Annotated in this window: 28 protein-coding genes; 17 read left to right on the forward strand and 11 right to left on the reverse strand. The window is 67.1% G+C overall.

The window, feature by feature from the left end; translation table 11 throughout:
* Positions 1 to 119 precede the first annotated feature (119 nt).
* From G4H71_RS14065 to G4H71_RS14075, 3 genes are all read right to left on the reverse strand, one after another.
* A complete protein-coding gene (locus G4H71_RS14065) occupies positions 120 to 1,376 on the reverse strand; it encodes a helix-turn-helix transcriptional regulator (protein ID WP_072739351.1) in 1,257 nt (418 codons plus the stop codon).
* Positions 1,377 to 1,410: 34 nt separating this feature from the next.
* On the reverse strand, positions 1,411 to 1,947 hold the full coding sequence (locus G4H71_RS14070; RefSeq protein ID WP_072739349.1) for a methylated-DNA--[protein]-cysteine S-methyltransferase: 537 nt from the start codon (positions 1,945 to 1,947) through the stop codon (positions 1,411 to 1,413).
* Positions 1,948 to 2,091: 144 nt separating this feature from the next.
* The gene (locus G4H71_RS14075; RefSeq protein WP_072739347.1) at positions 2,092 to 3,384 is read right to left on the reverse strand and encodes a lipase family protein; all 1,293 of its coding nucleotides are present in this window, start codon (positions 3,382 to 3,384) and stop codon (positions 2,092 to 2,094) included.
* 220 nt (positions 3,385 to 3,604) lie between these two features.
* Here G4H71_RS14075 and G4H71_RS14080 point away from each other — a divergent pair, with 220 nt between their 5' ends.
* Together G4H71_RS14080 and yczR are read left to right on the forward strand one after the other, a co-directional pair.
* Positions 3,605 to 5,137 carry an alkaline phosphatase D family protein gene (locus G4H71_RS14080; protein WP_072739345.1) on the forward strand — a complete coding sequence of 511 codons (1,533 nt, stop codon included), beginning with the start codon at positions 3,605 to 3,607 and terminating at the stop codon, positions 5,135 to 5,137.
* A gap of 278 nt (positions 5,138 to 5,415) precedes the next feature.
* The gene (yczR, locus tag G4H71_RS14085; RefSeq protein ID WP_072739342.1) at positions 5,416 to 6,888 is read left to right on the forward strand and encodes a MocR-like transcription factor YczR; all 1,473 of its coding nucleotides are present in this window, start codon (positions 5,416 to 5,418) and stop codon (positions 6,886 to 6,888) included.
* A 71-nt stretch (positions 6,889 to 6,959) separates the two neighbouring features.
* On the opposite strand, the gene G4H71_RS14090 is transcribed toward yczR, so the two are convergent.
* Positions 6,960 to 8,060 carry a CaiB/BaiF CoA transferase family protein gene (locus G4H71_RS14090; RefSeq protein WP_072739341.1) on the reverse strand — a complete coding sequence of 367 codons (1,101 nt, stop codon included), beginning with the start codon at positions 8,058 to 8,060 and terminating at the stop codon, positions 6,960 to 6,962.
* Positions 8,061 to 8,203: 143 nt separating this feature from the next.
* Between G4H71_RS14090 and G4H71_RS14095 the strand changes: the two genes are divergently transcribed.
* From G4H71_RS14095 to G4H71_RS14100, 3 genes are all read left to right on the forward strand, one after another.
* Positions 8,204 to 8,581, forward strand: coding sequence for a VOC family protein (locus G4H71_RS14095; protein WP_072739339.1), 378 nt, complete (start codon positions 8,204 to 8,206; stop codon positions 8,579 to 8,581).
* Positions 8,582 to 8,739: 158 nt separating this feature from the next.
* Entirely contained in the window at positions 8,740 to 9,075 is a 336-nt protein-coding gene (locus G4H71_RS22900) for an SAV_915 family protein (protein ID WP_367890091.1), read from the forward strand.
* Complete coding sequence (locus G4H71_RS14100) at positions 9,072 to 9,377, forward strand: hypothetical protein (protein ID WP_072739338.1); 306 nt, start codon at positions 9,072 to 9,074, stop codon at positions 9,375 to 9,377. Before G4H71_RS22900 ends, G4H71_RS14100 begins: the two co-directional genes overlap by 4 nt.
* 142 nt (positions 9,378 to 9,519) lie before the next feature.
* Here the strand turns inward: G4H71_RS14100 and G4H71_RS14105 are convergent, their stop codons facing one another.
* On the reverse strand, positions 9,520 to 10,701 hold the full coding sequence (locus G4H71_RS14105; protein ID WP_072740404.1) for an ISAs1 family transposase: 1,182 nt from the start codon (positions 10,699 to 10,701) through the stop codon (positions 9,520 to 9,522).
* A gap of 176 nt (positions 10,702 to 10,877) precedes the next feature.
* On the opposite strand from G4H71_RS14105, the gene G4H71_RS14110 reads away from it, so the two are divergent.
* Together G4H71_RS14110 and G4H71_RS14115 are read left to right on the forward strand one after the other, a co-directional pair.
* On the forward strand, positions 10,878 to 11,876 hold the full coding sequence (locus G4H71_RS14110) for a hypothetical protein (protein ID WP_139183312.1): 999 nt from the start codon (positions 10,878 to 10,880) through the stop codon (positions 11,874 to 11,876).
* A gap of 55 nt (positions 11,877 to 11,931) precedes the next feature.
* Entirely contained in the window at positions 11,932 to 12,771 is an 840-nt protein-coding gene (locus G4H71_RS14115) for a hypothetical protein (RefSeq protein ID WP_169847169.1), read from the forward strand.
* A 73-nt stretch (positions 12,772 to 12,844) separates the two neighbouring features.
* Here G4H71_RS14115 and G4H71_RS14120 read toward each other — a convergent pair whose 3' ends face one another.
* Both G4H71_RS14120 and G4H71_RS14125 read right to left on the reverse strand, forming a co-directional pair.
* Positions 12,845 to 13,420: a DUF3558 domain-containing protein gene (locus G4H71_RS14120; protein ID WP_083343220.1), complete on the reverse strand. Its 576-nt coding sequence runs from the start codon at positions 13,418 to 13,420 to the stop codon at positions 12,845 to 12,847.
* Positions 13,417 to 13,800 (reverse strand): hypothetical protein, encoded by a 384-nt coding sequence (locus tag G4H71_RS14125; protein WP_246442142.1) that lies wholly within the window; start codon positions 13,798 to 13,800, stop codon positions 13,417 to 13,419. Before G4H71_RS14125 ends, G4H71_RS14120 begins: the two co-directional genes overlap by 4 nt.
* A 206-nt stretch (positions 13,801 to 14,006) precedes the next feature.
* Here G4H71_RS14125 and purT point away from each other — a divergent pair, with 206 nt between their 5' ends.
* Together purT and G4H71_RS14135 are read left to right on the forward strand one after the other, a co-directional pair.
* Positions 14,007 to 15,209, forward strand: coding sequence for a formate-dependent phosphoribosylglycinamide formyltransferase (purT, locus tag G4H71_RS14130; protein ID WP_072738906.1), 1,203 nt, complete (start codon positions 14,007 to 14,009; stop codon positions 15,207 to 15,209).
* The gene (locus G4H71_RS14135) at positions 15,206 to 15,688 is read left to right on the forward strand and encodes a DUF456 domain-containing protein (protein ID WP_072738907.1); all 483 of its coding nucleotides are present in this window, start codon (positions 15,206 to 15,208) and stop codon (positions 15,686 to 15,688) included. The genes purT and G4H71_RS14135 overlap by 4 nt, the downstream gene beginning before the upstream one ends.
* Before the next feature lie 23 nt (positions 15,689 to 15,711).
* Here G4H71_RS14135 and G4H71_RS14140 read toward each other — a convergent pair whose 3' ends face one another.
* The gene (locus G4H71_RS14140) at positions 15,712 to 16,482 is read right to left on the reverse strand and encodes an amidohydrolase family protein (protein WP_072738908.1); all 771 of its coding nucleotides are present in this window, start codon (positions 16,480 to 16,482) and stop codon (positions 15,712 to 15,714) included.
* Positions 16,483 to 16,602: 120 nt separating this feature from the next.
* Positions 16,603 to 17,340, reverse strand: coding sequence for an LLM class flavin-dependent oxidoreductase (locus G4H71_RS14145; RefSeq protein ID WP_072738909.1), 738 nt, complete (start codon positions 17,338 to 17,340; stop codon positions 16,603 to 16,605).
* A gap of 284 nt (positions 17,341 to 17,624) precedes the next feature.
* Between G4H71_RS14145 and G4H71_RS14150 the strand changes: the two genes are divergently transcribed.
* A complete protein-coding gene (locus G4H71_RS14150) occupies positions 17,625 to 18,596 on the forward strand; it encodes a TauD/TfdA dioxygenase family protein (RefSeq protein WP_072739020.1) in 972 nt (323 codons plus the stop codon).
* Positions 18,597 to 18,724: 128 nt separating this feature from the next.
* Here G4H71_RS14150 and G4H71_RS14155 read toward each other — a convergent pair whose 3' ends face one another.
* Positions 18,725 to 19,183: a hypothetical protein gene (locus tag G4H71_RS14155; protein WP_139183311.1), complete on the reverse strand. Its 459-nt coding sequence runs from the start codon at positions 19,181 to 19,183 to the stop codon at positions 18,725 to 18,727.
* Complete coding sequence (locus G4H71_RS14160) at positions 19,180 to 19,746, reverse strand: RNA polymerase sigma factor (RefSeq protein WP_072738911.1); 567 nt, start codon at positions 19,744 to 19,746, stop codon at positions 19,180 to 19,182. Before G4H71_RS14160 ends, G4H71_RS14155 begins: the two co-directional genes overlap by 4 nt.
* 162 nt (positions 19,747 to 19,908) lie before the next feature.
* Between G4H71_RS14160 and G4H71_RS14165 the strand changes: the two genes are divergently transcribed.
* From G4H71_RS14165 to G4H71_RS14195, 7 genes are all read left to right on the forward strand, one after another.
* Positions 19,909 to 20,367, forward strand: a complete 459-nt coding sequence (locus G4H71_RS14165; RefSeq protein ID WP_072738912.1) for an Asp23/Gls24 family envelope stress response protein — start codon at positions 19,909 to 19,911, stop codon at positions 20,365 to 20,367.
* Between the two features lie 64 nt (positions 20,368 to 20,431).
* Complete coding sequence (locus G4H71_RS14170) at positions 20,432 to 20,713, forward strand: Asp23/Gls24 family envelope stress response protein (RefSeq protein ID WP_072738913.1); 282 nt, start codon at positions 20,432 to 20,434, stop codon at positions 20,711 to 20,713.
* The gene (locus tag G4H71_RS14175) at positions 20,710 to 21,033 is read left to right on the forward strand and encodes a hypothetical protein (protein ID WP_072738914.1); all 324 of its coding nucleotides are present in this window, start codon (positions 20,710 to 20,712) and stop codon (positions 21,031 to 21,033) included. Before G4H71_RS14170 ends, G4H71_RS14175 begins: the two co-directional genes overlap by 4 nt.
* Before the next feature lie 229 nt (positions 21,034 to 21,262).
* Positions 21,263 to 21,952: a TnsA-like heteromeric transposase endonuclease subunit gene (locus tag G4H71_RS14180; protein ID WP_226435562.1), complete on the forward strand. Its 690-nt coding sequence runs from the start codon at positions 21,263 to 21,265 to the stop codon at positions 21,950 to 21,952.
* The gene (locus tag G4H71_RS14185; protein ID WP_172506154.1) at positions 21,949 to 24,003 is read left to right on the forward strand and encodes a TnsB C-terminal domain-containing protein; all 2,055 of its coding nucleotides are present in this window, start codon (positions 21,949 to 21,951) and stop codon (positions 24,001 to 24,003) included. The genes G4H71_RS14180 and G4H71_RS14185 overlap by 4 nt, the downstream gene beginning before the upstream one ends.
* Positions 24,000 to 25,064 (forward strand): ATP-binding protein, encoded by a 1,065-nt coding sequence (locus tag G4H71_RS14190; protein WP_059384188.1) that lies wholly within the window; start codon positions 24,000 to 24,002, stop codon positions 25,062 to 25,064. The genes G4H71_RS14185 and G4H71_RS14190 overlap by 4 nt, the downstream gene beginning before the upstream one ends.
* 46 nt (positions 25,065 to 25,110) lie before the next feature.
* Positions 25,111 to 25,977 (forward strand): TniQ family protein, encoded by an 867-nt coding sequence (locus tag G4H71_RS14195; protein ID WP_072738915.1) that lies wholly within the window; start codon positions 25,111 to 25,113, stop codon positions 25,975 to 25,977.
* The last annotated feature ends 101 nt before the right edge of the window (positions 25,978 to 26,078 follow it).

Here is a 26,078-nt window from a genome sequence, read left to right on the forward strand (position 1 = left end):
GCGTCGAGTGCTCGTATGTCGGTGTTCGCCTATCGCGATGTCCGCATACGACGGTAGTTCGCGCCGAGCCCGCGGGGGACTGTTCGGGCGGCGAGTTCGACCTGTCCGAACGGCCAGGGTCACGGTGCCGGTTCGACACCCGACTGCGCGCCCACGGCGGCTGCCTCGCCCCGGGTCTGTACCGCCAGCTTGCGCAGCACGCTCGCGACGTGGAACTTCACCGTGCTCTCGCTGACCCCGAGCCGTTCGGCGATGGTCCGGTTGCGCCGTCCCGCCACGAGGTGCCCGAGCACCTCCACCTCGCGTGGGGCGAGCGTCGCGAGCAGCGGCTGATCGGGAACCGGCGCGGGGACGGTCAGCGGGAAGCGGGCACACAGGTGTGAACCCCACCCCGTCGTGGACTCCGTCTCGAGCGATCCGCCGAGAGTCACGACGCGCGGCTGCAGTTGGTGTGCGAGTCCGGCGACGTCGGCTTCGCCCTCCCCGTCGTCACGGATGTCCACGACGAGCCCGTCGTCGTCACACTCCCAGGCGACCCGGATTCGCTGGAGTCGTGTCTGGTCGGACAGCGCGAGCACCGCGCCGCGTACGACGGCGCGGGCACCGTGAGCCACCTCCCCGGGCAGTGCGCGCCCGCCGACGGGAGGCTCGACCAGCTCGAGTGCGACGTCACGGTGCCGGATGAGCGTGCGCAGCTCACCGCGCAGCCGCGCGAACGCGGTGGCGACGGCTTCCTCCGCGAGATCACGGTGGACGTCGACGGCGGCGCGGAGCCCGACGAGGGCTGCCGAGGCGGTCTCTCGCGCCGACGAGCGGGCCCGCGCATCGTCGAGATCCGTGGACCGGAGGGTGGCGAGAATCGTCTCCAAGGTGGTGGCGTGGACTTCCGTCAGCTCCGCGATGGTGCGGGCCCGCTCCGCGGACGCGGCCCGTGACTCCGCCAGGTAGGCCGGGCTCGCGGTGCCGACCTGCAGCGTGATCCCGGTGGCGACCACGCCGAACAGCGCCCGGACGGTGTCGACGTCGGGGCGCGAGTGGTCGCGGAGTACCAGCACGAGCAGGGTGTCGGTGCGGTCGAGGATCGCGAGGACGTCGCGGTCGCGCCCGGCTATGCGGGCGGTACGACGGCTTCCGGTTCCCGGTGCGAGTTCGCCGCGCAGGGAGTCGAGTTCGGTGATGGTGACGCGGTCGACGATCGCCGGATCGCCGGCGACCTTGCGGGGCCGGCCGGTGCACTCGCGGGTGAAGATGACCAGCGCGGCGTGCGGGACGATGTCTGCGATCAGCCGGGAGAAGCGTCGGCCGATGTCCGCGAGTTCCCCGACGAGAACCTCGCGCAGCGCGTCCACCTGCTCCGTCCGTCCCACGGCTGTCACCCTAGCCAGGCCGTCGTCCGGGAGCGTCGTGTGGTCAGAACAGGGTGGGATCGTCGAATCCGGGAACGTGCTCGAGCGCGAGCAGCTCCCGTTTGGTGACGGTGCCGCCGCCTGCGGAGAACCCGCCGACCGCGCCGCCGGCGGCAAGGACGCGGTGACACGGGACGATGAGCGGGATGGGGTTGCGGCCGAGTGCCTGGCCCACGGCTTGCGACGCCCCGGGGACGTCGATCTCGCGGGCGATGTCGCCGTAGGTGAGGGTGTTGCCCGGGCCGATGGAGCGGGTGACCTCGTACACCCGGCAGTCGAACTCGGGGACGTCTTCGAAATCGAGGGGGATCGAGCGCAGATCGTCCGGTGAACCGGAAAGGTGAGCGCGGATCAGTTCCATCGCCTCGAGTGCCGCGGGTGGGGGATCGTGCTCGGTGGCCGTGGGGAAACTCGCGACGATCCGCTCGAGGGTGGCCTCGGGGGAGCTTTCCGGCAGCTGGAGGCCGACGATGCCGGTGGCACGCCACGCCAGTGCGCAGGTCCCGAGTGCGGTGTCGAACAACGCGAATCCGGTCGTCACGTCCCCAGTATGCGCGTGGTGCCCGACAGACTCCGCGAGCAGACTCCCGATGCGCGCGTCACCTCGCACGCGCTGTGGAGCGTCGCACAGGGTATGCGCTGTGCGACGCTCCACAGGGTCTGCGACGTCCGGAGCGCCGTGCGGTCAGAAAGCGCCGCAGTTGTTCGGTGCGGGCCGATCCGCGAACCGGTCGTTCAGGTAGGACACCGCTTCCGGCATGCCCGCGAGCAGCGGAACGACATGGTTGACCGCGACATTCGGCAGGATCGGCGGCGTCGGGTTCGGGGTGAACTGGACGTCGACGCCCTGTGCGCACCAGTCGAGTGCGAGCTGTCGTCCCTGGCCGTAGGGAACGATGTCGTCTTGGGTTCCGTGCTGGATCAGCACCGGCACGGCGGGTTTCTGGCGTCCGATCCGCTGGTCGGCCAGTGCCGCCTTCACGTCCGGCAGGCCCTCGACGACCACGTTGAGCGGTTCCCCGCTGTTGGTGAAGTCGCTGGTGTGCTGGAACCCGTAGCGCAGGCCCGTCTCGACGACACAGGCGTTCGCGACCTCGGCGAGCATCTGCCGCCCGCGGTCGTTGAACACCGAGTCGATGTTGTCGCGGAGTTCGGGATAGGCGTCCGCGAGCCCGTTGACGGTGTAGCCGATCGCGCCGGTGAGGAAGGTGCCGTCGATCTGCTCGAGGGTGGCTTCGAGGTCGGCGGGCGGTGCACCCGCGTACGCGCCCTTCAGTGTCAGTTCGGGGGCATAGGTGGGCTGCAGTTCCGCCGCGGAGGCGACGGCGCCGCCCCCCTGCGAGTAGCCCCACAGGCCGACCGGGCTGTCCGGGGACACCGAGGTGCCGGGCAGGTTCCGGGCGGCGCGGGCGGCGTCGAGCAGCGCGTGACCGCTGGCCTTGCGGTTGACGTAGGTGTGGTGGCCGGGTGTACCGAGCCCCTCGTAGTCGGTGACGACGACGGCGATGCCCTGCAGCAGCATCGCGTTGATCGACAGCAGCTCGTACTCCGTGAACAGATCCAGCGGCGGGGTGTAAGTGATCAGCGAGTTCAGCTGCTTCGACGGCGCGCACTGGTCGCCCTGGCCCTGAGTGCCCGGCGCGAGCGCGACCAGCGGCCGCGGGCCGTCGCCGTGCCACGGCAGAGACGGCTCGAGGTAGGTGCCGGTGACGGCGTTGGCGTCGCCGTGGGTGTCGCTGCTGCGGTACATCAGGCGCGTGCCCTGGGCCGGGAAGACGCCGTCCGGAGTGGCGACGCGGATCGCGAGGTCCGAGGCATCTGCCCGCAGGATCTCGCCGGGGGTGCCGCCGAGTTCGGCGGGCGGGGTGTAGAAGTCCGTCTGCGCGCCCGCCGTCGCGGGTGCCGCGACCAGGCCGCCTGCCAGTGCTGCGGCGGTCACCGAGGCCGCCAGCCAACTCCGAGTGCGTCGCGCCCTCATGTAGATCCTCCCAGCAGAAAGACGATCGATTGTGTGCTGTCACACAGCGGCGGTAACTGTAACACCGGGTATTACCGATGGGTAAGTTCCGCCTGTCCGGTCCGGATATCCACCCCGTCGCCGACCGGGAACCGCGTGCTCACGCCGCGTTCACCGACCGTTGGCGGAACCCCGGCAGCCTCCCCCTCGCACCGCACTTCGGACCCGAGGAGAACTCACCGTGTACCTGTCCCGCCGCGCACTGCTCCGCACCACGGCACTCGGGCTGCTGGCAGTGCCCGCCGCGGCCTGCTCGAACGGCGGCTCGGCTCCCGCGCTGGTTCGGGAGCGGCCCACCCTGACCCACGGCGTCGCGGCCGGCGATGTCCGGCGGGACGGGGCGGTGATCTGGGCGCGCTCGGACCGGCCCGCGACCCTGATCGTGGAGACCGCGGGTACCGATTCGTTCACGAATGCCACGCGACATGTCGGCGGCCTGCTCACTCCCGACAGCGACGGCACGGGCCGGCTCCGGGTGACCGGCCTGCCGTCCGGCGAGCAGGTGCACTATCGGGTGACGCTCGAGGGCGACGACGGCGCGACGTCGGAGCCGGTGACAGGCGTGTTCCGTACCGCGCCCAGCGCGCCGGGCGACATCCGGTTGCAGTGGTCCGGTGACACCGCAGGCCAGGGCTACGGGATCAATCCCGACATCGGCGGCATGCCGGTCTTCGACACGATGGCCCGGCGCGACCCGCACCTGTTCCTGCACTCCGGTGACGTCGTGTACTCCGACGGGCCGTTGGAGGAAACCGTCGAACTCCCGGACGGCCGCATCTGGCGCAACATCGTCACCGAGCCGAAGAGTGCCGTCGCGCAGACCCTGGACGAGTTCCGCGGTCAGTACGCGTACAACCTCACTGACGAGAACTACCGCCGGTTCAACTCGTCCGTCGCCCAGATCGTCCAGTGGGACGACCACGAGACCGTCAACAACTGGTACCCCGGGGAGATCCTCGACCTCGACGAGTACACCGAGAAGAACGTGGACGTGCTGGCGGAGCGCGCGTTCCGGGCGTTCCACGAGTGGTTGCCGATCGAGCCCGGCGAGGCGGTCGACGGGCGGATCCACCGGACCATTCCGTACGGGCCGCTGCTGGACGTGTTCGTCCTCGACATGCGCACCTACAAGGATGCGAACGACGCGAACGTGGGGCCGGCCGGGCAGGTGCTCGGTGCGGCGCAGACCGACTGGCTGATCGACGAGCTGACTCGTTCCACGGCGACCTGGAAGATCATCGCCGCGGATCTCCCCATCGGGCTCGTCGTACCCGACGGGGACACGGCGTTCGAAGGTGTCGCGAACGGTGACCCGGGGATGCCGTCGGGCCGCGAATCGGAGATTGCCCGCATCCTCTCGGCGATCAAGGCGCGGGGGATCACCGGCACGGTGTGGCTGACCGCGGACGTGCATTACACCGCGGCCCACCACTATTCGCCGGAGCGGGCGGCATTCACCGACTTCGACGAGTTCTGGGAGTTCGTCTCCGGGCCGCTCCACGCGGGCGGATTCGGTCCCAACGATCTCGACGGCACCTTCGGCCCGGAGGCGGTCTTCGTGCACGCCCCGCCGGAGGCCAACCTGTCACCGCTCGACGGCTACCAGCACTTCGGCGAGGTCTTCATCGACGGCGAGACCCGGCAGATGCGGGTGGATCTCCTCGATTCCACCGGGGCCACGCTGTTCAGTCAGGTGCTCGATCCGCCCGCCTGATCGCAGTTCTCTCAGTCCAGTGCCGGGTCACTGGTCTGATCGACGGAGCTCGTCTGATCGACGGAGCTCGTCGTGGTGCTGGACGATCCCGCCGAGTGGCGCTCCCGGACGGAACTGCTCCGGGCGAAACAAACGCTCACCTCTGTTTTTCGGCGCGGCTCGGGAGATCGCGGCGAACAGCAGGGTCAGTGCGGTGAGGATCGCTACGGTCATCATGTTCCTCAGAATGGACCGAACTGGCTTGGAATCGAATAGCCAGTCCGGCGATACTGGTCCCCATGATCACGCGTGTGCTCGGTGCCCGGACCCTGACCCGGGACCTCGGCAACTGGCAGGACCGGCCGGGCAGACGTACGGCTGCCCGGCCCACCTACCGGGCGCTCGCCGACGGCATCCGGATGCTCGTGCACGACGGGAGGGTGCCCCTCGGTGTGGCCCTGCCGAGCGAGCGCGAACTCGCCTCCGTTCTCGGGGTCAGCCGGACGACGATCACCTCCGCCTACTCGGTACTGCGTGAGGAGGGGTATCTCGTCACTCGCCAGGGCTCGCGGTCGACCGTCGCGATTCCGACCCGTCCGGCGGCGGTCGTCCGCGCGCACCTCCCGGGGGCCGAATCCTCGGTCGTCGACCTGAGTTACGCCGCGATGGCGGCGCCGAAAGAGGAGATCGAGTCCGCGTACGCGGCAGCCCTCGAGTCGTTGGGCCGCTATCTGCCGACCCACGGGATGGAGCCGGTCGGTGTCCCGGAATTGCGGGAGGTGATCGCCGAACGCTATTGCGCCCGTGGTCTCTCCACGACGCCGGACCAGATCATGGTGACCTCCGGGGCGCAGCACGCACTTCGGTTGCTGCTCAGCGTTCTCACCGCTCCCGGAGAGCGGGTCCTCGTCGATCACCCGACGTATCCCAATGCCCTGGAGGCGATCCGGCGGGTGGGTGCTCGGGCGGTGCCGGTGCCGGTGCGTCCGGAGGCCGGCGGGGCGGCGGCCTGGGACCTCGACGGCATCCGCAGTGCGGCGCGTCAGACCGCCGCGCGCATGGCGTACCTGATCCCCGACTTCCACAACCCGACCGGTCTGTGCCTGGACGGACCGGGCAGGGCCCGGCTGGCAGAGACGGCACGCGAGACGCGGATGACGCTCGTCGTGGACGAGACGATGGTCGATCTGTGGCTCGACGCGCCCTCCCCGGGGTCGGTCGCCTCGTACGGGCGCGGCGGCGCGAAGACGGAGGTCGTCACGATCGGTTCGACCGCCAAGTCGTTCTGGGGCGGTCTGCGGGTGGGCTGGATCCGGGCCGATCCGACCCTCATCGCCCGCCTGGCCGGCGCCCGCGCCGCCGTCGACCTGGGGACACCCGTGATGGATCAGCTCGCGGCCGCGCGGCTGATGGCCGACGACGCCGACCTGCTCGATCGGCGTCGTGCGCAGTTGCGTGAGCAGCGCAGTACGTTGCTCGGCGCGCTCGCCGAACATCTACCGGGGTGGGAGCCGACGGTCGGTGCCGGCGGGCTGTCACTGTGGCTGCGGATGCCGACCCCGGTGTCGTCGGCCCTCGCCGCGACGGCACCGAGCCACGGCGTCCTGCTCGCAGCCGGGCCGCGGTTCGGCGTGGAGGGCGCATTCGAACGGTTCCTCCGGCTGCCGTACGCGCGGCCGGCGGAGGATCTGCGTCGTGGTGTCGCCGCTGTCGCCGCGGCGTACGCGACGCTGGCGCACCACGACGTCGAACGCACCGGCGTGGTGCTCTGACCCCGCTCTGACACCATTCAGCCGCCGAGCGGGGGTCCGGCACGACCCGGAGGCCGTGCCGGACTTCCGGCTCAGGTCCAGACGGTGTCGATGTCGACGCCTTCCCGAGCCGGTGGTGCCGGGACGTCCGTCGGGGTCCGCGAGAACCGCGGTGCGGGCGCGTGCTGGGTGACACCGTCCAGTTCGACGAGGGCTTCGCGGGCGACGACGTGCTCGTTGCGGGTGGCCTCGTCGAAGGTCAGCACCGGGGTGACGCAGGCGTCGGTGCCGGCGAAGATCTCCGACCACTCGTCGCGGGTTCTGGTGAGGAACTTGTCCGCGAAGATCTTCTTCATCTCCGGCCATTTCGACACGTCCATCTGGTTCGGCAGGTCCGCCGGGTCCATCTCGAGGCCTTGCAGCAGCAGGGCGTAGAACTGCGGTTCGATGGATCCGACGGCCATGTACTTGCCGTCCGAGGTCTCGTACGTGTCGTAGAAGGGGGCGCCGGTGTCGAGCAGGTTGACCCCGCGCTCGTCGGACCAGAGGCCCCGGCCGCGGAACGCCCACATCATGTGGGAAAGCGCGAGCGCGCCGTCCACCATCGCGGCGTCCACCACCTGGCCCTTGCCCGAGGACTGGCGCTCGACCAGCGCCGCGAGGAGACCCATGATCAGGAACATCGACCCGCCGCCGAAGTCACCGACCATGTTGAGCGGGGGCACCGGACGCTCGTCCTTGCGGCCGACGGCGTGCAGGATGCCGGTGAGCGAGATGTAGTTGATGTCGTGGCCCGCCGCGTTCGCCAGCGGTCCTTCCTGGCCCCAGCCGGTCATCCGGCCGTAGATCAGCCGCGGGTTGCGGGCCAGACACTCGTCCGGGCCCAGCCCCATCCGCTCGGTCACACCCGGCCGGAACCCCTCGATCAGGACGTCGGCACGCTCGATCAGGCCCAGGACCTTCTCGATCTGCTCCGGGTCCTTGAGGTTCGCCTCCACCACGCGGCGACCGCGCTTGGTCTGGTCGGACGGCACGCCCTCCGGGGACAGTTGGCCGGGGCGCTGGACGATGAGGACGTCGGCTCCCAGGTCGGCCAACAGGGTGGCGGCATGTGGTCCCGGGCCGATGCCCGCCAACTCGACGATCCGGATGCCCGCGAGCGGGCCTTTCTTCTCGGTAGATGCAGCAGACACGTAGGTTCCTCTTCCCGTGCACGACAACCTGTCGAATCGACGCTAACTTGTCCGAAAGTATCTGTGTGCCGCGGGTCACGGGAAGTAGCGCTTTGTGAGCGGTTTCCTTGCCGACGGCGCGGCGTGCGGAGCAGAGTTGATCCATGGCCTTTCCGGGACGCATCGTCAGTTTCGTCGCCAGCACCGACCTCGACGTGTCCGCGATGTTCTACGTCGACACGCTCGGTCTCGAACTCGTCGCCCGCGACGAGTTCGCCCTCGTCCTCGACGGCGGGGGTGCTGCTCTGCGGGTCACGCTCGTGCAGTCGAAGGCGGACACCGGGTACACGGTGCTGGGCTGGGAGGTCGACGACCTCGACCCGGTGGTGGACGCGCTGCGCGAGAAGGGCATCGTGTTCACGGTCTATCCGGGCCTCGACCAGGACGAGCACGCCGCCTGGACGACGCCGAACGGCGGCCGGGTCGCCTGGTTCCGCGATCCCCACGACAACGTGCTCTCGTTGTTCGAGCAGAACGTCTGATCGCAGGCCGGCTTGACGGCGACTTCCGGGCCCGGCAGGCATATGCGCTGGCAGGGGCGTCGCGAGTGGGTGGAGTAGACGCTCGCGTGGGGCGCCCCGCGTGATACCTTTCTCGAATACGTTCCGAGGGGGGGTGCGATGAACTCACATGGGCTGGAATGCTCTATGTGCCGGTGCGCACGCGAAGGGGAACTGAGCCGATTCAACTCGAGCTTCGACGGCTCGCGGACGAGTCCATGGCACTGCTCGTATACACAAGCCCCCACGAATTGACACGTTGCTGCGGTACACACCAGGCGGCCGCGACTGTCGCCGTCGACAAGCTGCACGAAGTGCAACGACAGGTCGGAGCCAGTGTCATTCTGGTCGACGGTGCGCTGCCGATCGAGCAGCAGAAGAACCAAAGCGTGGACCTTCATTGGGAGGACGAAGACTCTCATCTACCTGACAGATGGCTGGAGTCGCCACTCGACAAGCGGGGAGGTTCGAGATGAGTGGGCCGAACGAGATGGAGGTAGGTGACCTCAACGCAGTCGCGTCGCCGCTCCATCAAGCAGCGCAGGGCTTCGCGAACCTGAGCAGTCAGGCTCCGGAGGCTCCCGATGCGGGACCGTCCACCGCCCGTGTCGGCGATGCACTAGTGGCCATCGCGAACTCGATGTCCCAACTCGTCGACACCGTCACGTCTCTCGCTGACGCCGTGGAGACTAGTGGCGAAGACTACTTCGAGGCGGAGAATCTCAACAGGCTGGAACTCGAGAAGATCGGCGACGATCTACCCCCCGGCGGACGCTGATGCCTATCTATGTGAAGGTATTCGGCAATCCGGACGCATGCCATACATGTGCCACCAGGCTCCGAACTCTGGCCGAAGGCGTTGCCGGTGGTATCGACCAGGGCTCCGTAGTTGTTGAGGCCCAGGGCCGCGACCTGCGGGTTCAGGATCTCAAGACCAGGTCGACAGCACGATGCGGGTTTACCGCGACACGTCGGCAGGCCTGGGCGATATTCGACTGCCCCGCCCGTCGATGAAGGCTGATCGCTGTATTCCGCAGCGTCGCCATCACCTGCGGTCCGTGACCGGCACGGACCGTGGAGCGGTCTTCGTCGAACGTCACGTCCCGTACCCAATGGACCCTGTTCTCGATCGACCAATGCCCGCGGATCCACCTCGCGAGCAGCTTCGGTGGCGCCTGCTCACAGGGCAACGAGCAGATCGCGTACACAACCTCGATGCTCCACCGGTCGGCACCGATCCGGCGGCGACGGCGAGTGATCTCGATCACCTGCTGCGCGTACGGGAATCGAAGACCACGGGTGACGGTGACGATCTTGTAGATCCGCGCCTCCTCACGACCGTGACCACGTTCGAGCGGGTCGGACCACACCACCGGCACCTGCTCCCACGGCAGCTCCCGGATCCGGGCGAGCAGCCCAGGCTGGTTCGCCTTGACAACCATCACGTACTCGGCCCGACACCGCTCACGCAGACACCGGGCAGTGGCCTTCTGCGTGTGCATGGCATCGACGGTGACGACCGCACCGACCAGGTCGATTCCTCGCAGCAACCTTCGGACAGCGGATATCTCGTTGGACTTGTCCGCGGTGCGGCACTGCCCGAGTACCACACCACCGGTATGGGTGACCGCCGAAACCAGGTGCGGGGCCGACTCCTCGCCGGCTCGTGCACCGCGGACAGTTTTACCGTCGACAGCCACTGCCACCCGCTCGCCGCCGCTGTCATTATCGCCGGCATCGGACAGGTAGCGGCCCAGCACCAGATCCAACCCATCCCCCTCGACCCGTCCGAGGACCTGCCGGATCGTGGCCTCGCTCGGCACACGGAACCGGATACCCAAGCGCACCAACACCTCCCGCGGAGCAGCTACGGCCCAATCCGCGATACTCGAATACGACCGAGCGCCCGCGGCAACCGCACACAGGGCAATCGCGATCAACGAGGGCAGCGAGTACCGGCGACCGCGACGATCCCGCGGATCGGGCACCACTTCGAGTGCAGTCATCAACCGCGGCACCTGCTTCTCGTCGACGACACCACCGACAAACCGGGTCAGCTGGTCAAGGCATGGGTCGATCGGGGACACTGTCCCGGCGGGCATGGGTGACTCCTTGTGGACGATCTGGATGCGTAAGACACACCCATGATCGGCCCCTGTCCCCATGCCCGCTCCACCGCCCCCACACGCTCCAACGAACCCAAACCACCAGGCCACAGCTCCGCTACTCAACAACTACGGAGCCCTGTGGTATCGACCTCCTCGGGAGGTCTGGGGACGTGTCCAGATCCGAGTGGGGGAAGGGCGACGCTGGCGACAATTTCCGGGACCGCGTCGATGGTGTTCGTGATGTCTCCAGGAAGATCGCTGACTCGGCGAACACTGTCGCAAGTGCGGTGGAAGAGCTGGCTTCTGCGCTGACCACGGTGAAGTGCCGTATGGATCTTGCTGCAAGTATCGCTGCTCATGCGGGTCTGGTGGTGGAACCCAGGGTTGTGGACCCCGAGTGGATCGGCGACCCGGTTCGGAAAGTATCCACCGGTCCGATATCTCTTGCCGACGAGATCGAGTTGGCGAAGCAGCAGGAAGCGTATGCGGCAGCTCTCGAGCTCGCTTCCGAAGGCCGCGTTATCGAGGAGGAAGCGCACGCCGCGCTGAGACAAGCGCTGACAGATGAAGAAAGCTTCCTCGCGATGTTGCGTGCCGACCTTATCGCAAACTCCCCCTGGCTCGTTGCCCAGGCGGTAGTGGGAACGATCGGGGAAGCAGTCAAGCATTACGACAAATGGACCGATGTTGCTCAGACCCGCGCAGCCAACGTCGCGACATACAGAACAATAGCTTCCGAGGCGGTGAGTGAGACTTACCGCAGGGCTGCAATCGGTGCCATGGTTGGATTTGCGGGCGGGGTAGGAAATGCCGAAAATGCCGCAGCGTTCAATGCGAGGCTGGCGGGAGGAAACCCCAACGCAAGGGTTCCCCGATTGGCGGCAATGACACTCGATGATCTGATCCACACCGGAGGCAAGATCGCTCCCCGGATTCCGGTGATCGGCACCGGAATCACGGTGCTCCAAACCGGTCATGAAATAGCGACGACAGCCGAGGACGGTGGGGACGTCGCGCGTATTACGACCAAGAATACAGCGGGGTTGATCGTCGGTTCAGCCGCGTCTGCGGCGCTATTTACAGCAGGTGCACCCGTGTGGGCGATTATCGGTGGTGGATTGGTTCTGAGCTACGGGGCGACCCTCGCAGTTGATAAAGTACTCAAATAGACACACGGAGTTGAAATTTGTGAGTCCTGATAGTGCTACCCCCACGTTGCCGTCGATGCCCGATGTCGTCAGTGGTGAGCCGCGTCCCCCCGCCGCGCCGCGCGAGTTGAGGGGTGATTGCCCTACCCCTCGGCGTCGCAATCAGCGTGGTCATCCACCTGTTCCCGAAAGCGAAGGGCCAGTCCTGGAGTGGGTGCAGGATACGGTGTGGGATCAGTGGAAAGCGGTGTTCTTCGGATTCGCTCTGGTTGCGGCGTTGGCTTTCGCGAACACGGGCTGGGGCTGGTTGACCGATCTGTCGGACCCTGGGGTGCAAGTGATTTGGGCTTTCTTTCCCATTTTTGGGGCTGTGATGTGGCAGCTGAGTCGGTCGCACTGGTGCGCGGCAGGGGCGTCCTGGGTTCAGCATGGAAAGAATTGGGTCAGCACCTATGAACTCACCAGCATCGACTTCGGCATCGACGGGGTCAAGAGAGTGCTCCGGGTCGCGGACAGCAGTGGTAGAGAGATTAGAAGCCTGTCGCTGCGTGACGTGCAGGTCAACGCGAAATTATGGGACCTCACCTACAACGGGATTCTGCACTCGCTTCACTCTGGGAAGTGCGAAATCTCGCCGCGGGCGCTTGCTGTTCTCAAGCTCGAAAACACAGTTCCGGCGTCCGCCGTCCCTGCCCGAGTCCGTCGCCCGTACTTCGCTATTGGATTCTGGATCGGTGCGATTGCTTTGGCGTCATTCCTCATCTACTCATTCGTGTCAGATTCTGACGCGCCATCACAGATGCTTCCCATCGGCGTTTTCATAGTTGTGCTCGCCCTGTGGGCTTCCCGTCGAACGATCGAACAGTACCGCCGCGACGTTCGAATGGCGGAACGAATGAGTTCATCCAGGAGATGACAACCAACAGGCCATTAAGCACGTCCCTATCAGGGTTCCTTCCGGCTGAGGAATCTGAACAGCCTCGAACCGTTCAAGCACCCTCGGGAAGATGGCTCAGAAATATCCGCGCCATGTCATCGATGCCGTCACACGACTGCTCGCGGGGCAACTCGCTGTCGAAGAGGTCGCGGGTCACGCCGAGGGTTCCGTAGGAGGTCTCGACGGTAAGTATGCAATTCCCCCCTCGGCTTCCAACATGCTTGGTTACTGCACGGCGGCCGTCTATATCATACTCGTGGAGTTCGGACTCCGACTCCTTCGCAACATACTCATCATATGTCGAGTTTGATGAGCCGATATTCACGTACATTCCTCGGGGCCCCGGCCGATAGGCGCAAATCAGGAAGGTGCGGTCACTACTGGATACGTCCTCGAACGAGCGCGTCGACGGCTCCAGGCCTGCTGCTCGCAATGCGTCATCGGGAATATCCATACACGGATCAAAAATTACATCTGGGCGAGCGGACAGATCCGTGAGCCTAGGTTTACGGATTTCCGAAGTGGACGACGGACTCGCAAACGGCGAATTGCCCTCCTGGCCGCCTGCGCTGCATCCAGAAACCAGAACGGCCGCACAGGTCGATGCCACGATACCCCAGGCTCTCACGACGAGATTCCTCCGGCGATACCCGCAATTTTTTGCATCACGGCACTTTCCTGATCCGCGTAGGCGTCACCACCTGCCCGAAACGCATCCCTCATCGCCTCTACAGCCTCCTTGAAGTCGATCAATCGGTCATACACGGAGTCCTCGCCGCCAGAGCCCTTCCGCTTGTATCCGACCTCGAGTTGATTGGCTGAATCGAAACCGCCGAACCCACTTACCCAGTCGAGCGCCGCGGACTTCCCCATCGCCTCCTCCAGATTCGTGATGATGTCCTCGCATATCCCGACGAGTTCTTCGATCGCGCCGTCTGTCAGATGTAGCGGTTTCTGCTCACTCATCAGTGCCCCCCGGGTCCTCATATAGTGGTGCTCGGCCGTCATGCTAACCGACCCTTCCAGCCTGGAAGCGTCCAGTGCTACGTGGCGAGACAGCATGCTGCACCTCGAACGTCACCAAGTCACTCCACACAACGAGGCCCCAACGGTGGCCGGGTCGCCTGGTTCCGCGATCCCCACGACAACGTGCTGTCGTTGTTCGAGCAGAACGTCTGATTGCAGGCCCGGAGGCTGCGCCTACAGTTCTCTTCATGGACGAACTGCGCATCGGCACGCCGCTCACTGCGAACGCGACCCGCGTGATGCTGCTCGGCTCGGGTGAGCTGGGCAAGGAAGTGGTCATCGCACTGCAACGCCTCGGTGTCGAGGTGATCGCGGTGGACCGCTACGACCACGCACCCGGCCATCAGGTGGCGCACCGCGCGCACACGATCGACATGACCGACCCCGCCGCGCTGCTCGCGGTGATCGACTCGGAGCGACCCCACTACGTGGTGCCGGAGATCGAGGCCATCGCCACCGACGCCCTCGCGACCGTGGAGGAACGCGGCCTGGCCACCGTCGTGCCCACCGCACGCGCCACGCAGCTGACGATGAACCGGGAAGGGATCCGGCGGCTGGCCGCGGAGGAACTGGGCCTGCCGACGTCGCCGTACGCGTTCGCGGAATCGCTCGACGAGGTGCGAGCGGCCGCCGAGCGCATCGGATTCCCCTGTGTGATCAAGCCGGTGATGTCCTCGTCCGGCAAGGGCCAGTCGACCGTGCGCGCCGCCGACGAACTGGAGGCGGCCTGGCAGTACGCGTTGGCCGGTGGCCGGGTCAACCGAGGCCGGGTCATCGTGGAAGGGTTCGTCGACTTCGACTACGAGATCACCCTGCTGACGGTGCGGGCACTCGGTGCGGACGGTCAGGTCCGGACATCGTTCTGCGAGCCGATCGGGCACCTGCAGGAGTCCGGCGACTACGTCGAATCCTGGCAGCCGCAGCCGATGAGCGCGACCGCGCTGGCCCGCTCCCGCGAGGTGGCCGAGAAGGTCACCGGTGCGCTCGGCGGCCGGGGAGTGTTCGGGGTCGAGCTGTTCGTCCGGGGCGACGACGTCTACTTCTCCGAGGTCAGCCCGCGCCCGCACGACACCGGGTTGGTCACGTTGCGCACGCAGCGGTTGTCCGAGTTCGAACTTCACGCGCGGGCGGTGCTCGGTCTTCCCGTGGACACCACACTGCTCGCGCCCGGGGCCTCGGCCGTGATCTACGGCGGGGTGGACGCCACCGGCATCGCATACGAGGGCGTCGCGGAGGCCCTCGCGGTACCGGAGACGGACCTACGGTTGTTCGGCAAGCCCGAGAGTTTCCCGCGCCGCCGGATGGGTGTCGCCGTGGCAACCGGGTCGGACGTGGAGACGGCGCGCGCACGGGCCCGGACCGCCGCGGCCGCCGTGCGCCCGATCGGGTGAGCGGCGCCGCCGAGCTGGTCGTCGGGCTCGTCATCCTGGTCGGCTTGATCGGGATCGTCGTTCCGGTTCTGCCCGGGGTGATCCTGATCTTCGGCGCGATCACGGTCTGGGCGGTGTTCACCGGTGGCACGGCGGCCTGGGTGGCATTCGGCATCGCCACCGCCGTCCTGGTGGCCACCGGGGTGGTGAAGTACACGTGGCCGGGCCGTCGGATGCAAGTTGCCGGTGTGCCGAACCGGTCGATCGTCGTCGGCGGGCTCACCGGGCTGGTGGGCTTCTTCGTCGTCCCCGTCGTCGGGCTCTTCGCGGGCTTCGTCGCCGGAACCTATGCCGCCGAGTGGTGCCGCCTGCGCCGGCCGGGCCTCGCCTGGACATCGAGCTGGCACGCGACCAAGGCCGTCGGACTCTCGATCCTCGTGGAACTGTTCGGCGGTCTGGTGGCGACGGCGGTGTGGCTCACGGCGCTGACCCAGACCTGAACTGACCCCAGACCCGGCCCGGTTCACTCCGGAGCGGCACCGGGTTCCGGCTCGGGGCAGCGGTACCAGCGGCGCGCGTTGCCGCTCGTCACGGCGGTCCAGCCGTCCAGGTCGCCGACGGCCTCGGCCACGATGTCGAGATCCGGGTCCTCGAACACACGCCGCGCCCGGCTACCGGGCAGATCGGTACCGAACATGAGCGCCTCGGGGTTGACGGCGTGGATCCGCCGCAGCACCTCCCCGACGTCCTCGATGGTGGTCCGCCCGAAGCCGGTGGCCTTCACCCGGGCCCCGCGGTCCACCAGATCGAGGAGGTACGGCAGCCCGCGGGTGGACATCCCCAGGTGATCGATACTCACCGCGGGAAGCTTCGCGAACACCGGTTCCAGGGACAGCAACAGGGTGGCGTCCACGTAGAACTCGGCGTGCCAGCCGGCGATGTCGTACGCACGCAACGCCTGCGCGGTCAGTAGCCGAAGATCGCTCACGCTGCGCCGAAGATTGAATCGCACGGCCCGCACCCCGGCCCGGTCGAGTTCGACGATGTCCTCGTCGGTGGCGTCCAGATCGAGCTGGGTCACTCCCACCCAGCCGGGACCGAGTTCGGCCAGCGCCGCTCGGAGATAGGTCTGGTCCGTTCCCTGGTAGGACGCCGTGACGACGGCTCCGCCGTTCACGTCGAGATGGGCCGTCCGGCGGCGATAGTCCGCGATCGTGAAGGGCTCCGGCAGGTAGCCGTGATTCTCGACCAGCGGAAACCGCGGGTCGATGATGTGTAGGTGCGCGTCGAACACGAGTCCATCCTGCCCTGAATGACCGGGCCCCCGTGCGCCGGTCGCAGGGCGGATTGTCTCATGCCCCGGCGGGCAGAGACGAATTGCACTCGGTGCAGTTCGCCTGTCCTCGTGCCGGACTCAGTTTCCGAGACCGTCGTGGCGATGGAAGTTCGGTGATCGGGTCTGCAGCCCGGCGTGGAAGGAGGGCCGGTACGCGGTGCGGGATCGGGGCCGGCGGGGCCATTCGGTGATCGGCCGGCCCAGATCGTCGACCGTGGCGACATGGCCGTCGACGTCCTCGTCATCGGGGGAGTCGACGGCGAGGAGCAGGGTGTCCTCACGAATGCTGTTGCGGTGGAGCGTGAGCGTGTCCCGATCGAGCACGGCGAGATCGGCGGTACAGATGTCGACCGGGTCGTCGTCGCCGTGAGCCCACCAGAGTGCGGGCAGCGCCGGCGGCGTGTCACGGGAATCCCAGCTGCGGTCCCGGCCACCGGTGAGCCAGCCGATCCGGCCTCTGCTGGCCGGCTCCAGGGTGGCCAGCCTGCGGGCGAGGTTCAGCGGATGGTCCAGCTCGGGCACCGGTGCGACGAAGATCCCGAGATGATCGGTCTCGGCGGTGAGAGCAGCCGCCGACAGACTCGTCGACAGCGCCGCGGTGGGTGCCGGACCGGACGGCGTCAGCCACTCCAGGCCGAGGACGACGAAATCTGCACCGGAGCGCTGCACGTAGCGGACCACCCGATCGAACCTGCGTTTCCTCATCGATTCCACCAGAACGGATTCCGCGAGTGCCAGGCCGTACAGGGGCCGCCGGTGCCGTGCGGGCCCGGAGCGATTCTCACACTGGTGCAGCAGGGTCGGTCGCCGTGACATGTGGGCCTCCTGAAAGCGGGGAGAGGGGCGCCGGATCCGCGTAGTCCGAGTCGTGACGCTACGGACGGAAACCTCACGGTGACAACCGTTCTCCGCAGCGTGAACACAACTCGATCCGATACGGAATCAGCGTGAATACAACCGGCGCGGCCGGTGCGGGCGTGTGCCACGGTGGGAGTGCCTCGGCGCCGGCCCGGCAGCTCTCGCACGCGTCTCCGGCTCGCCGCCACGCGTCTCCACTTCGTCCGACACACACGCGACACCACCTACAGGGAGTGATCACCATGACCGCTGCGACAACCGTTGCGCCCGGCGACACCGCCACCGGGGCCACACTCGACACCGCCGAAGCACTCGATGTCCGGCCGGTGGCCGGGCACATCGGCGCCGAGATCCACGGCGTCGACCTCAGCCGGGAGCTCACCGACTACGAAGTCACCGCGATCCGCGAGGCGCTGCACCGTCACAAGGTGGTGTTCTTCCGGGGGCAGGACATCGGCCACGCCGAGCAGGTGACCTTTTCGCGCAGGTTCGGCGAGGTCACGCCGTCGCATCCGTACGACGACGAGGCACCCGAGGGCTTCCCGCAGATCCTCGCCGTCGACAGCCGCAAGTACGAGCGTCGCTTCGGGCGCAAGAAGTACAGCTACGACAACAAGTGGCACACCGACGTCACCGCGCTGATCAATCCGCCCGCGGGCACGATCCTGCGGGCACACCTGGTGCCCGAGCAGGGCGGCGACACCCAGTGGACCAACCTGGTCGCCGCGTACGAGGCCCTGCCGGAACCGTTGCGCCGGCTGGCCGACGGTCTTCGTGCCGAGCACCGTTTCGGTGGCAGGCACCCGCAGTGGGCGGAGGATTCGAGCTACGCCCGCAAGACGCGGGAGAACCCACTGGTGACCGAGCATCCGGTGGTCCGCGTGCATCCGGTGACGGGTGAGCGGGCACTGTTCGTCACTCCGGGGTTCACCAGCCGCATCGTCGGGGTGTCACCGGCGCAGAGCGACCGGCTGCTGGACCTGTTCTTCGCCCAGATCACCGATCCGGCGTTCACCGTCCGATTCCGTTGGGCGCCGGGAAGTGTCGCATTCTGGGACAATCGCGCCACCGCGCACCTGGCCCCGACGGATCTCGATCATCTCGACGTCACCCGGGTGCTGTACCGGACGACGCTCGAGGGTGACGTCCCGGTCGGTCCGGACGGACGTGAGTCCATTTCCCTTGCCGGAGCGTTCTTCCGGGGCGAGAAGTAGCCTGCGACGTTGCGCCGGGAGAGCGCCCGGTCTGGACGGGACGGCCGCGGGGAGGGTACGCGCGTACCCTCCCCGCGGCCGTCCCGGGTTGCAGGGTCTGGGGAGGTGCAGGGTCTGGGGTAGAGGGTCTACTCGTCGATGTCCGAGACGACCACGTCGATGTCGTCGACCGACACCGGGGGCTGGGTGTCGCCGAGGACGTCTCGTGCCACCTCCGCCGCCGTGCGCCGGACCTCGTCGGAGAGCGCTCGCAGATCCACCCCGAAGGGAGCCGTGATCTCGAGGACGATGTGACGTAGCGCGTGCCCGTCGACTCCGAATTCGATCACGGTGATCCGGCCCGGATGCCGGTCGCGCACCGTGCTCGCGATGGCGCTGCGGAGCACGTGATCACTGACCGCCAGCGCGCCTGCAGGGATCTGCACACCACTCGGGGCGGTCGGCTCCGCCGTCAGAGGCCACGAGGTTCGGGGCGAGCTGCGGACGGCGTCGAGTACGGCGCCGCTGATACGTTCCCACCCCGGCTCGGGGGCGGCTCGGAGCGACCGCGCGGCGGCCGAGAGTGCTGTGTCGCTGTCGTCGTTCATCGCCACCTCATCAGTCGCTGACCGAGCGTGGTTCGGGCCCGGTGGTGATGCCCTCTGGCCGAATCGGGAGACATGGACAGGATCTCTCCGATCTGTGGAAATGTCATCTGTTCGACCTCCCGGAGTACCCAGCAGGCACGCTGGCGTGGGGGAAGCTCGGCCAGCGCCAATTCCAGTGCCTCCAGGAATGCGCTGTTCTGGACGACCACCATAGGGTCCGCGTCCCGTTCGGTGGGGAGCAGCGGGACCAGGAGCTGGTCGTCGATCGGCTGCGCGCGTTTGACCCGCCGCGAGTCGGTGATCTTGCGGGAACAGATCGAGAACACCCAGGTGCGGAACGACGATTCGCCGCGAAAGTCCGTCAGTTGACGCCAGGCGGCGACGAACGTGTCCTGGACGACCTCGGCGGCGACGCCCTCGTCTGTCACCATCCGCCGCGCGTAGCGGTAGAGCAGTGGGCCGTTGAGCCGGACGAGGTCCTCGAATGCGCCGCGATCGCCGAGTCTCGCCGCATCCACCAGATCCCGGTCGGAAGCGGCCTCGCTCGGTTCGGACGATGTCACCGAACTCCTTCCTCGGTTCGCACGCGCCCATTGTCGCGGAGGGGCCCATAGTATCGGCAGGAGCAGGTATCGGCGTGAGTGGAGTCACAGTATTCGTGCATTCGGATTCGGTGTCGGCGTCCGACTACACGGATGTCCAGCCCACAACAGAGAGGACATCACATGCCGACCAGCGAGCAGACCGCAACCGCCGTCAAGGACGTGGCGAAGAAGGAGGATTCCGCCCTGGCCTCGACCCACGGTTCGACGACGATCTCCGACACCGTCGTGTCGAAGATCGCGGGAATCGCGACCCGCGAGGTCAGCGGTGTCTACGATCTCGGCGGTGGCGCGACTCGGGTGGTGGGAGCGCTGCGCGAACGTATTCCGGGCGCGAGCGTCAACCAGTCCCAGGGAGTCTCCGTGGAGGTCGGTGAGCGCCAGGCGGCCGTCGACATCGACATCGTCGCCGAATACGGAGTCGCCCTCGCGGACCTCGCCAGTGGCATCCGGCGGAACGTGATCGCTGCGATCGAGCGGATGACGGGTCTCGAGGTCACGGAGGTCAACATCACCGTGCACGACATCCACCTCGACGACGGAAGCGACGACGAGACGGCGGAATCCACACGCGTGCAGTAGGAACGGGTGACGGGTGCGCCCGAGGCGTACCCGACCGAGTGAAGCAGGACACGAGGAGGAAACGGTGGCCGAGCCAGCCGAGAGCATTGCCGAGGTGGTGCGAGCCGTGCCGGGTGTGTACGACCTGCACGGTGGAATGTTCGGTGAGGTCGCCACGTACCTGCCCCGGCGGAGGGTCGTAGGCGTGCGCACCGACGGCGAGACCACGGAGATCCATGTGGCGCTCTACGTCGGTGCTCCGATCCGGGAGACCGCGGGGCGGATCCGGGACGACGTGACCGCCCTGGTGGGCGGCGTCGTGGACGTCACCGTCGAGGACATCGTCCCGCGGGACGAGCCGTCGTGACCGGCGTGCCGGGGCCCGTCGACCCTCGCCGGGAGGCGGTCCGGCGATCGGCGCGTCGCGAGGCGGCACGCAGATTGCACCCCGACCTCGGTGGTGACGCGGAGTCGTTCACTCGGGCGCTCGCCGAGATCGACGCCCGCTTCCGGATCGACGCCCGCTTCCGGATCGACGCCCGCCCGGTCACCCGGGAGCCGGTCGTCGTGATCGTCCGGCGACGTGCCCGCCTGGCCCGACACGTCCGGGTGCGCTGGCGTGCGCTCCGGGCGGCGACACCCGCGCGTCTGGTACCCGGGGTCCGCCGCCGGTACATCGCTCTGTGACCGCTGCCGGACTCCGAACTCACTTTCGCCCCATCCCATCAACGGAGGACATCATGACCACTTCCACTGTCGGACTACTCGCCGGCCTGCTGCTGTAGGTTCTCGGATTCGGTGTCAGTTTCTCAATTTCATGTCAGTCGCCTGTCAGCGGCGTGTCGGTTTCTCAAATTCGTGTCAGTAGCGGGACCCTGAAAAAGTGCCCCGGACCAGCGAGGTTGAGGTCAGGTACGTGCAGGAATCAGGTGATCCTGTCGCGACGACCCTCGCTGCGGCAGATCCCTATCGGATGATCCTGGGCCTGCCGGTACGGAAAGTCCGCAGTCACCCCCATCAGCGCCACTATTCCGGGATGTTCTGGTCGGCCACCAACCGTGGCCACGTCCTCTACGAGAGCCGACTCGAACTGGACCGGTTGTGGCTGGCGGACTACGCACCGGAAGTGGTGCGGATCGCCGCACAGCCGATGTGGCTGTGCGGCCCGGACGGGAAGACCATGCGTCGGCATGCGCCCGATCTGCTGCTCCAACGCACAGACGGCGGATTCACGGTCGTCGACGTCAAACCCGCCGAGTTCGCCCGTCGCGACGCAGTTGCGCAGGTGTTCGCCTGGACCGAACGACTGTGTTCGAGTCGGGGCTGGTCGTATGAAGTGTGGACCGGTGCAAACCCAGTAGTGCTGGCGAACCTCCGAATCCTCGGGGGCGCTCGTCGTAGCGAGTGGATCGACCCCGCGGTGATGAGGGCACTCGACAGCGTCGCAGTGCCCGGGATGACCCTCGACGACCTCGCCGCATCGGTGAACAGGCCCGGCTCGCGAATCGCGGTGCTGGCGAAGCTGTGGTCCGGTCTGTGGTCGGTGGACCTGACGGTGCCGCTGTCCGGACAGTCGCAGGTGTCCGGTGTAAGGAGCACGCCGTGACCAACATCGTCGAACTACGTGCAGGAATCAAGGTCTGGCTCGACGGCTGCTCATGGGAAGTCGTGGCGCTGCAGGGACACGATGTCACCCTCCGGTCCGGAGAGCGGATGCAGCGTGTCGCGGTCACCGAGATCGCGGCACGGGGAACAGCGATCTCACCGCCGGACGACACCGCCTCCGCTGACCCTGCTGCCGTAGTGCTCTCCTCGCTGACCGCAACCCAGATTCAGGAACTGGAAACACGAGCCGAACACGTCCGCGGCATCCTGACCGAGGTTGCGACCTCCGGCGCCGAACTCGAATCGGTGTTGGCCACCAGAGCGGCGGAACTTCACGTCTCTGTGCGCACCCTGTACCGCTGGATCGCCGGATACCGCGCGGCAGGAGTTGCCGGACTCACGGACAGTCGGATCCGTAGCCGCTACGCCACCAGTGTCGATCACCGGTGGGACGCAGCATGTGTGCGGGTGCTCGATAGGTACGTCACCGTCTCGACCCCGACGATCGGCGCGGTCATCGATGCCGTTGCCAAGGACCTGGAAGCAGAATTCGGGCCGGGCATGGTGCCGTTGCCCTCCCTGAGCACGGCATACCGGCGGGTGAAGACATTGTCGAAGGGGCGGCACGCGTTCGGTAGCGCGAAAGGCCGGCGGTCGGTGGCGGACCGGCCCCGCGGTGTCCTCGGCCGACTGCGCGCGACCCGTCCGGGGGAGTACGTGGTGCTCGATACCACCGCGCTGGATGTGTTCGCGATGGAACCGGTCACCATGCGCTGGGTTGGGGTGGAGTTGACCGTGGCGATGGACCTGTTCACCCGCTGCATCCTCGGACTGCGCCTGACACCGCTGTCGACGCGGTCCCAGGACGTGGCGAATGTGCTGTACCAGTGCATCACTCCCGCCCGCGACACCGACCCGACTGCGGATCAACTCTGGCCGTATCACGGGGTGCCGCGAAACCTGCTCGTCGGCACCGAGTCCCCGGACGGGATCTCCCAGCGACGCGTCGGGGATCTACCGGCATGTCTGCCCGAGGCGATCGTCGTCGATCACGGCAAGCAGTACCTGTCCTCTCATGTGATCGGAGTCTGCGCCCGACTGGGTATCACCGTTCAGCCGGCGATCCCGCACAAGCCCACCGACAAACCCACCGTCGAACGCTTCTTCCGCACCCTGCGCGAATCACTGCTACAGCACCTGCCCGCCTACAAGGGCCCGGACGTGTACTCACGGGGCAAAGACGTCGAAGACGCCGCGTTCTACTACGCCAGCGAACTCGAGCAGATCATCCGGGAATGGGTGGGCCGGGTCTATCACCACACCCGACATGACGGGCTGTGCGTGCCGGAACTGCCGCGGGTGGGGTTTTCGCCGAGCGAGATGTTCGAGATCGGGGTCGCCAAATCGGGTGGTCTGCTGTTGCCGGCGAATCCGGATCTGGCGTATGAGTTCCTCGATGTGCGTTGGCGTACGATCCAGCACTACGGCGTCGAGGTCGACGGACTGCGTTACGACGGATCCGGGCTCACCTTGTATCGCACCACCCGTTCGCCGTATGGCGGTGTGCACGCCGGCAAGTGGCCGATCTTCGTCGACAATCACGACATCCGGCACGCCTGGTTCCAGGACCCGGACAGCCACCGTTGGCATCAGTTGGTGTGGGAGCACGGCGCTTGCCTGAACCAGCCGTTCAGCAGGGACGCCGCCGACTACGCCAAACGCATCGCCGTGCGCGAGCATCGCCACTTCGATCCCGCCGCCGCGGTACGGGATCTGCTGCTCGCGTGGAGCCGAGACGACGTCGCGACACGCCGCGACCGCGCCCTGGCCCGCCGACTCAGTGCCCACCGCCCGCATCCGGAAACCGAAGGACAGCAGTCCGGTATCGACGACGAACGCGACACTGCGTCCGTGCCGGGCGTCGCCGAGCTGCTCGACGAACTCGCCACCAGTCGAACTCAACGGTTGGAGGTGGTCGACGACGTCGACGTATTCGACCGGTACTACGCGGAGCATCCCGACGAAGACGTGTTCGAGGTGTTCGACGAATGAACCCCTGGGCCACCTGGCTGGCAACGTATGGCACTGTCCGCTACCAGCTCTCCCGCAAACAGGGCTGGCACGCCTTCGTCACCGCCCCACCGCGTGAACCGTTCGAGGTCCTCTCCCGCACCGCGATGTCCCGACTGTCGCAGGAGGAGCTCGAGGACTACAACGAAGCCCGGATGGTGTGGAACGCGAACCTGCCGACGATCAAGACCAGCCAACTCGCCGCCGCCTACGGGATCTGCGATCAGGTGATGGCCTCGGCGTATCGGGACGGCGACAAGCTGCGCGGCTCGGTGGTCATCGACGCCGAACCCGGCCTCGGCAAGACCACCATCGCCACCCGCTATGCCCGCGACGTCCACCGGCGAGTTCTGCGCCGCGACGGACCCCTCACCGTGGAGGGGCATCAACGGTGGCCGGTGGCGTTCATCCCGCTCAGCGCCGGGGTCACCCTCAAAGGCCTCAATCAGCAGATCCTGCGGTTCTACGGCCATCCGGCCGTGGACCGTGCCTCCACCTCGAAACTCGGGGCCTTGGCGGTGGACTGTGTCACCTCCTGCGGTACCCGGTTGATCGTGCTCGACGATCTGCACTTCGTCGACTTCCGGCACCGCAACGGCCTGGAGGTATCGAACCATCTCAAGGGTTTGGCCAACGACATGGCCGCTACCTTCATTTACGTCGGGGTGAATCTGACCGCCAAACGCTTCTTCGACGAAGGCCTGCTCGGCGAGCACACCGTCTACGCCCAGACCAGCCGCCGCGCCACCCGCTGCCCGGTTGCCCCGTTCAGCATCGACACCGACACCGGGATGCGCGGCTGGCTCGCGCTGCTGCGCACCGCCGAAGAACACCTCACCCTCGCCGGCAGCCATGACGGGATGCTGTGCGAGCATGCTCGGCTGCTGCACCGCCGCACCCAGGGGCGGATCGCGTCGTTGACGAATCTGCTCGACCGGATCTCGTATCTCGCGATCGTCACCGGCGTCGAAGCCGTCACTGCTGAGTTGATTACGACCGCGACCGTCGACAATGCCAGCGAATCCGCCGCCCGCACCGGCTGATACCGGCTGGTCCCGCCCTGGCCGGCTCAGTGGTTGGGGAACCACTATGGCCACGATAAGAGTCGACCGGTGGCCGATCACCGTGCAACTACATCCCGCCGAGTATCTGCCGGGCTGGCTGATGCGCGTCGGCTGTCGCTACCAACTGACCCCGATCCAGATTTTGCGCGAGCTCCGTGTGCCGCGGAGCCCGACCGGATATCACCTCGTTCTCGAGCACCTGAGCCTGCACGCTCGGTGGATCGCCGCTCACCTCGGTGTCCCTGCCGGTGACCTGCGCGCCGCCCTGTGGGGCCGGCCGATCGATGCCGCCGCGGCACGGTACCTGGTGCACCACCGCCACATTCGGCCCGACCGGGGAGGATCGCGTTTCTGTGCCCGATGCCTGGCCGAACCCGATCCGTGGTGGCATGCAGGCTGGGCCAATCCGCTGCTGCCGCTCTGTGTACGCCACCAGGTGTATCTGCAGTCGACATGCGAAGGCTGCGGTCAGGTGCCGTGGACAGGAACGGCGTGGATGAGCGCTCTGGCCCCGCCGTGGCAGTGCCCGCAGCGCCATGCTCGCGAACCGCAACGCCCGGGGCGTGTGAGACCGTTCTGCCGATACGACCTGCGTGACGCTGCTGTCCTCGCTGCACCGGCGAAGCTGTGTCATGCCCAGCAGAATCTGATCGAGTTCGCTGCCCTCGCCGACCTTCAGCCGAGCCGACAGTTGCGCTACGGCACCACCGACATGCCCATCACCGAGGTGCTCGACGAGCTGTGCCGTCGATTCGTCGACACGATCGGCTCTCCCGTGCGAGGACCTGGCGACCGGCCTGGACAGTCTGAGCAAGGCGATCCTCCCGCGAGGCAGAACTGGCATGCGACCCGTTGGCCGTTCCAGGCTGGGAGCCAGCCGGCCAGTCTGTGAACGTCCCTTGAGTCGTGACGAGCCGGTCCGAGAATCCGCCAGCCGTCATCATTCGCGACCGTTGTCGGAGTCCGCACTGGCGGAGTAGAACGCGCGTTGTC

This window comes from Rhodococcus triatomae (assembly GCF_014217785.1).
Lineage (GTDB): Bacteria > Actinomycetota > Actinomycetes > Mycobacteriales > Mycobacteriaceae > Rhodococcus_F > Rhodococcus_F triatomae.

Excerpts from the sequence above, each read along its gene's own strand:
- G4H71_RS14190 (WP_059384188.1), top strand. The coding sequence starts at position 24,000 with ATGAACCCCTGGGCCACCTGGCTGGCAACGTATGGCACTGTCCGCTAC.
- G4H71_RS14100 (WP_072739338.1), top strand. The coding sequence starts at position 9,072 with ATGAGTGGGCCGAACGAGATGGAGGTAGGTGACCTCAACGCAGTCGCG.
- purT (WP_072738906.1), top strand. The coding sequence starts at position 14,007 with ATGGACGAACTGCGCATCGGCACGCCGCTCACTGCGAACGCGACCCGC.
- G4H71_RS14165 (WP_072738912.1), top strand. The coding sequence starts at position 19,909 with ATGCCGACCAGCGAGCAGACCGCAACCGCCGTCAAGGACGTGGCGAAG.
- G4H71_RS14105 (WP_072740404.1), bottom strand. The coding sequence starts at position 10,701 with ATGCCCGCCGGGACAGTGTCCCCGATCGACCCATGCCTTGACCAGCTG.
- G4H71_RS14115 (WP_169847169.1), top strand. The coding sequence starts at position 11,932 with ATGCCCGATGTCGTCAGTGGTGAGCCGCGTCCCCCCGCCGCGCCGCGC.
- G4H71_RS14150 (WP_072739020.1), top strand. The coding sequence starts at position 17,625 with ATGACCGCTGCGACAACCGTTGCGCCCGGCGACACCGCCACCGGGGCC.
- G4H71_RS14095 (WP_072739339.1), top strand. The coding sequence starts at position 8,204 with ATGGCCTTTCCGGGACGCATCGTCAGTTTCGTCGCCAGCACCGACCTC.
- G4H71_RS14195 (WP_072738915.1), top strand. The coding sequence starts at position 25,111 with ATGGCCACGATAAGAGTCGACCGGTGGCCGATCACCGTGCAACTACAT.
- G4H71_RS14155 (WP_139183311.1), bottom strand. The coding sequence starts at position 19,183 with ATGAACGACGACAGCGACACAGCACTCTCGGCCGCCGCGCGGTCGCTC.
- G4H71_RS14145 (WP_072738909.1), bottom strand. The coding sequence starts at position 17,340 with ATGTCACGGCGACCGACCCTGCTGCACCAGTGTGAGAATCGCTCCGGG.
- G4H71_RS14075 (WP_072739347.1), bottom strand. The coding sequence starts at position 3,384 with ATGAGGGCGCGACGCACTCGGAGTTGGCTGGCGGCCTCGGTGACCGCC.
- G4H71_RS22900 (WP_367890091.1), top strand. The coding sequence starts at position 8,740 with ATGCTCTATGTGCCGGTGCGCACGCGAAGGGGAACTGAGCCGATTCAA.
- yczR (WP_072739342.1), top strand. The coding sequence starts at position 5,416 with ATGATCACGCGTGTGCTCGGTGCCCGGACCCTGACCCGGGACCTCGGC.
- G4H71_RS14125 (WP_246442142.1), bottom strand. The coding sequence starts at position 13,800 with ATGACGGCCGAGCACCACTATATGAGGACCCGGGGGGCACTGATGAGT.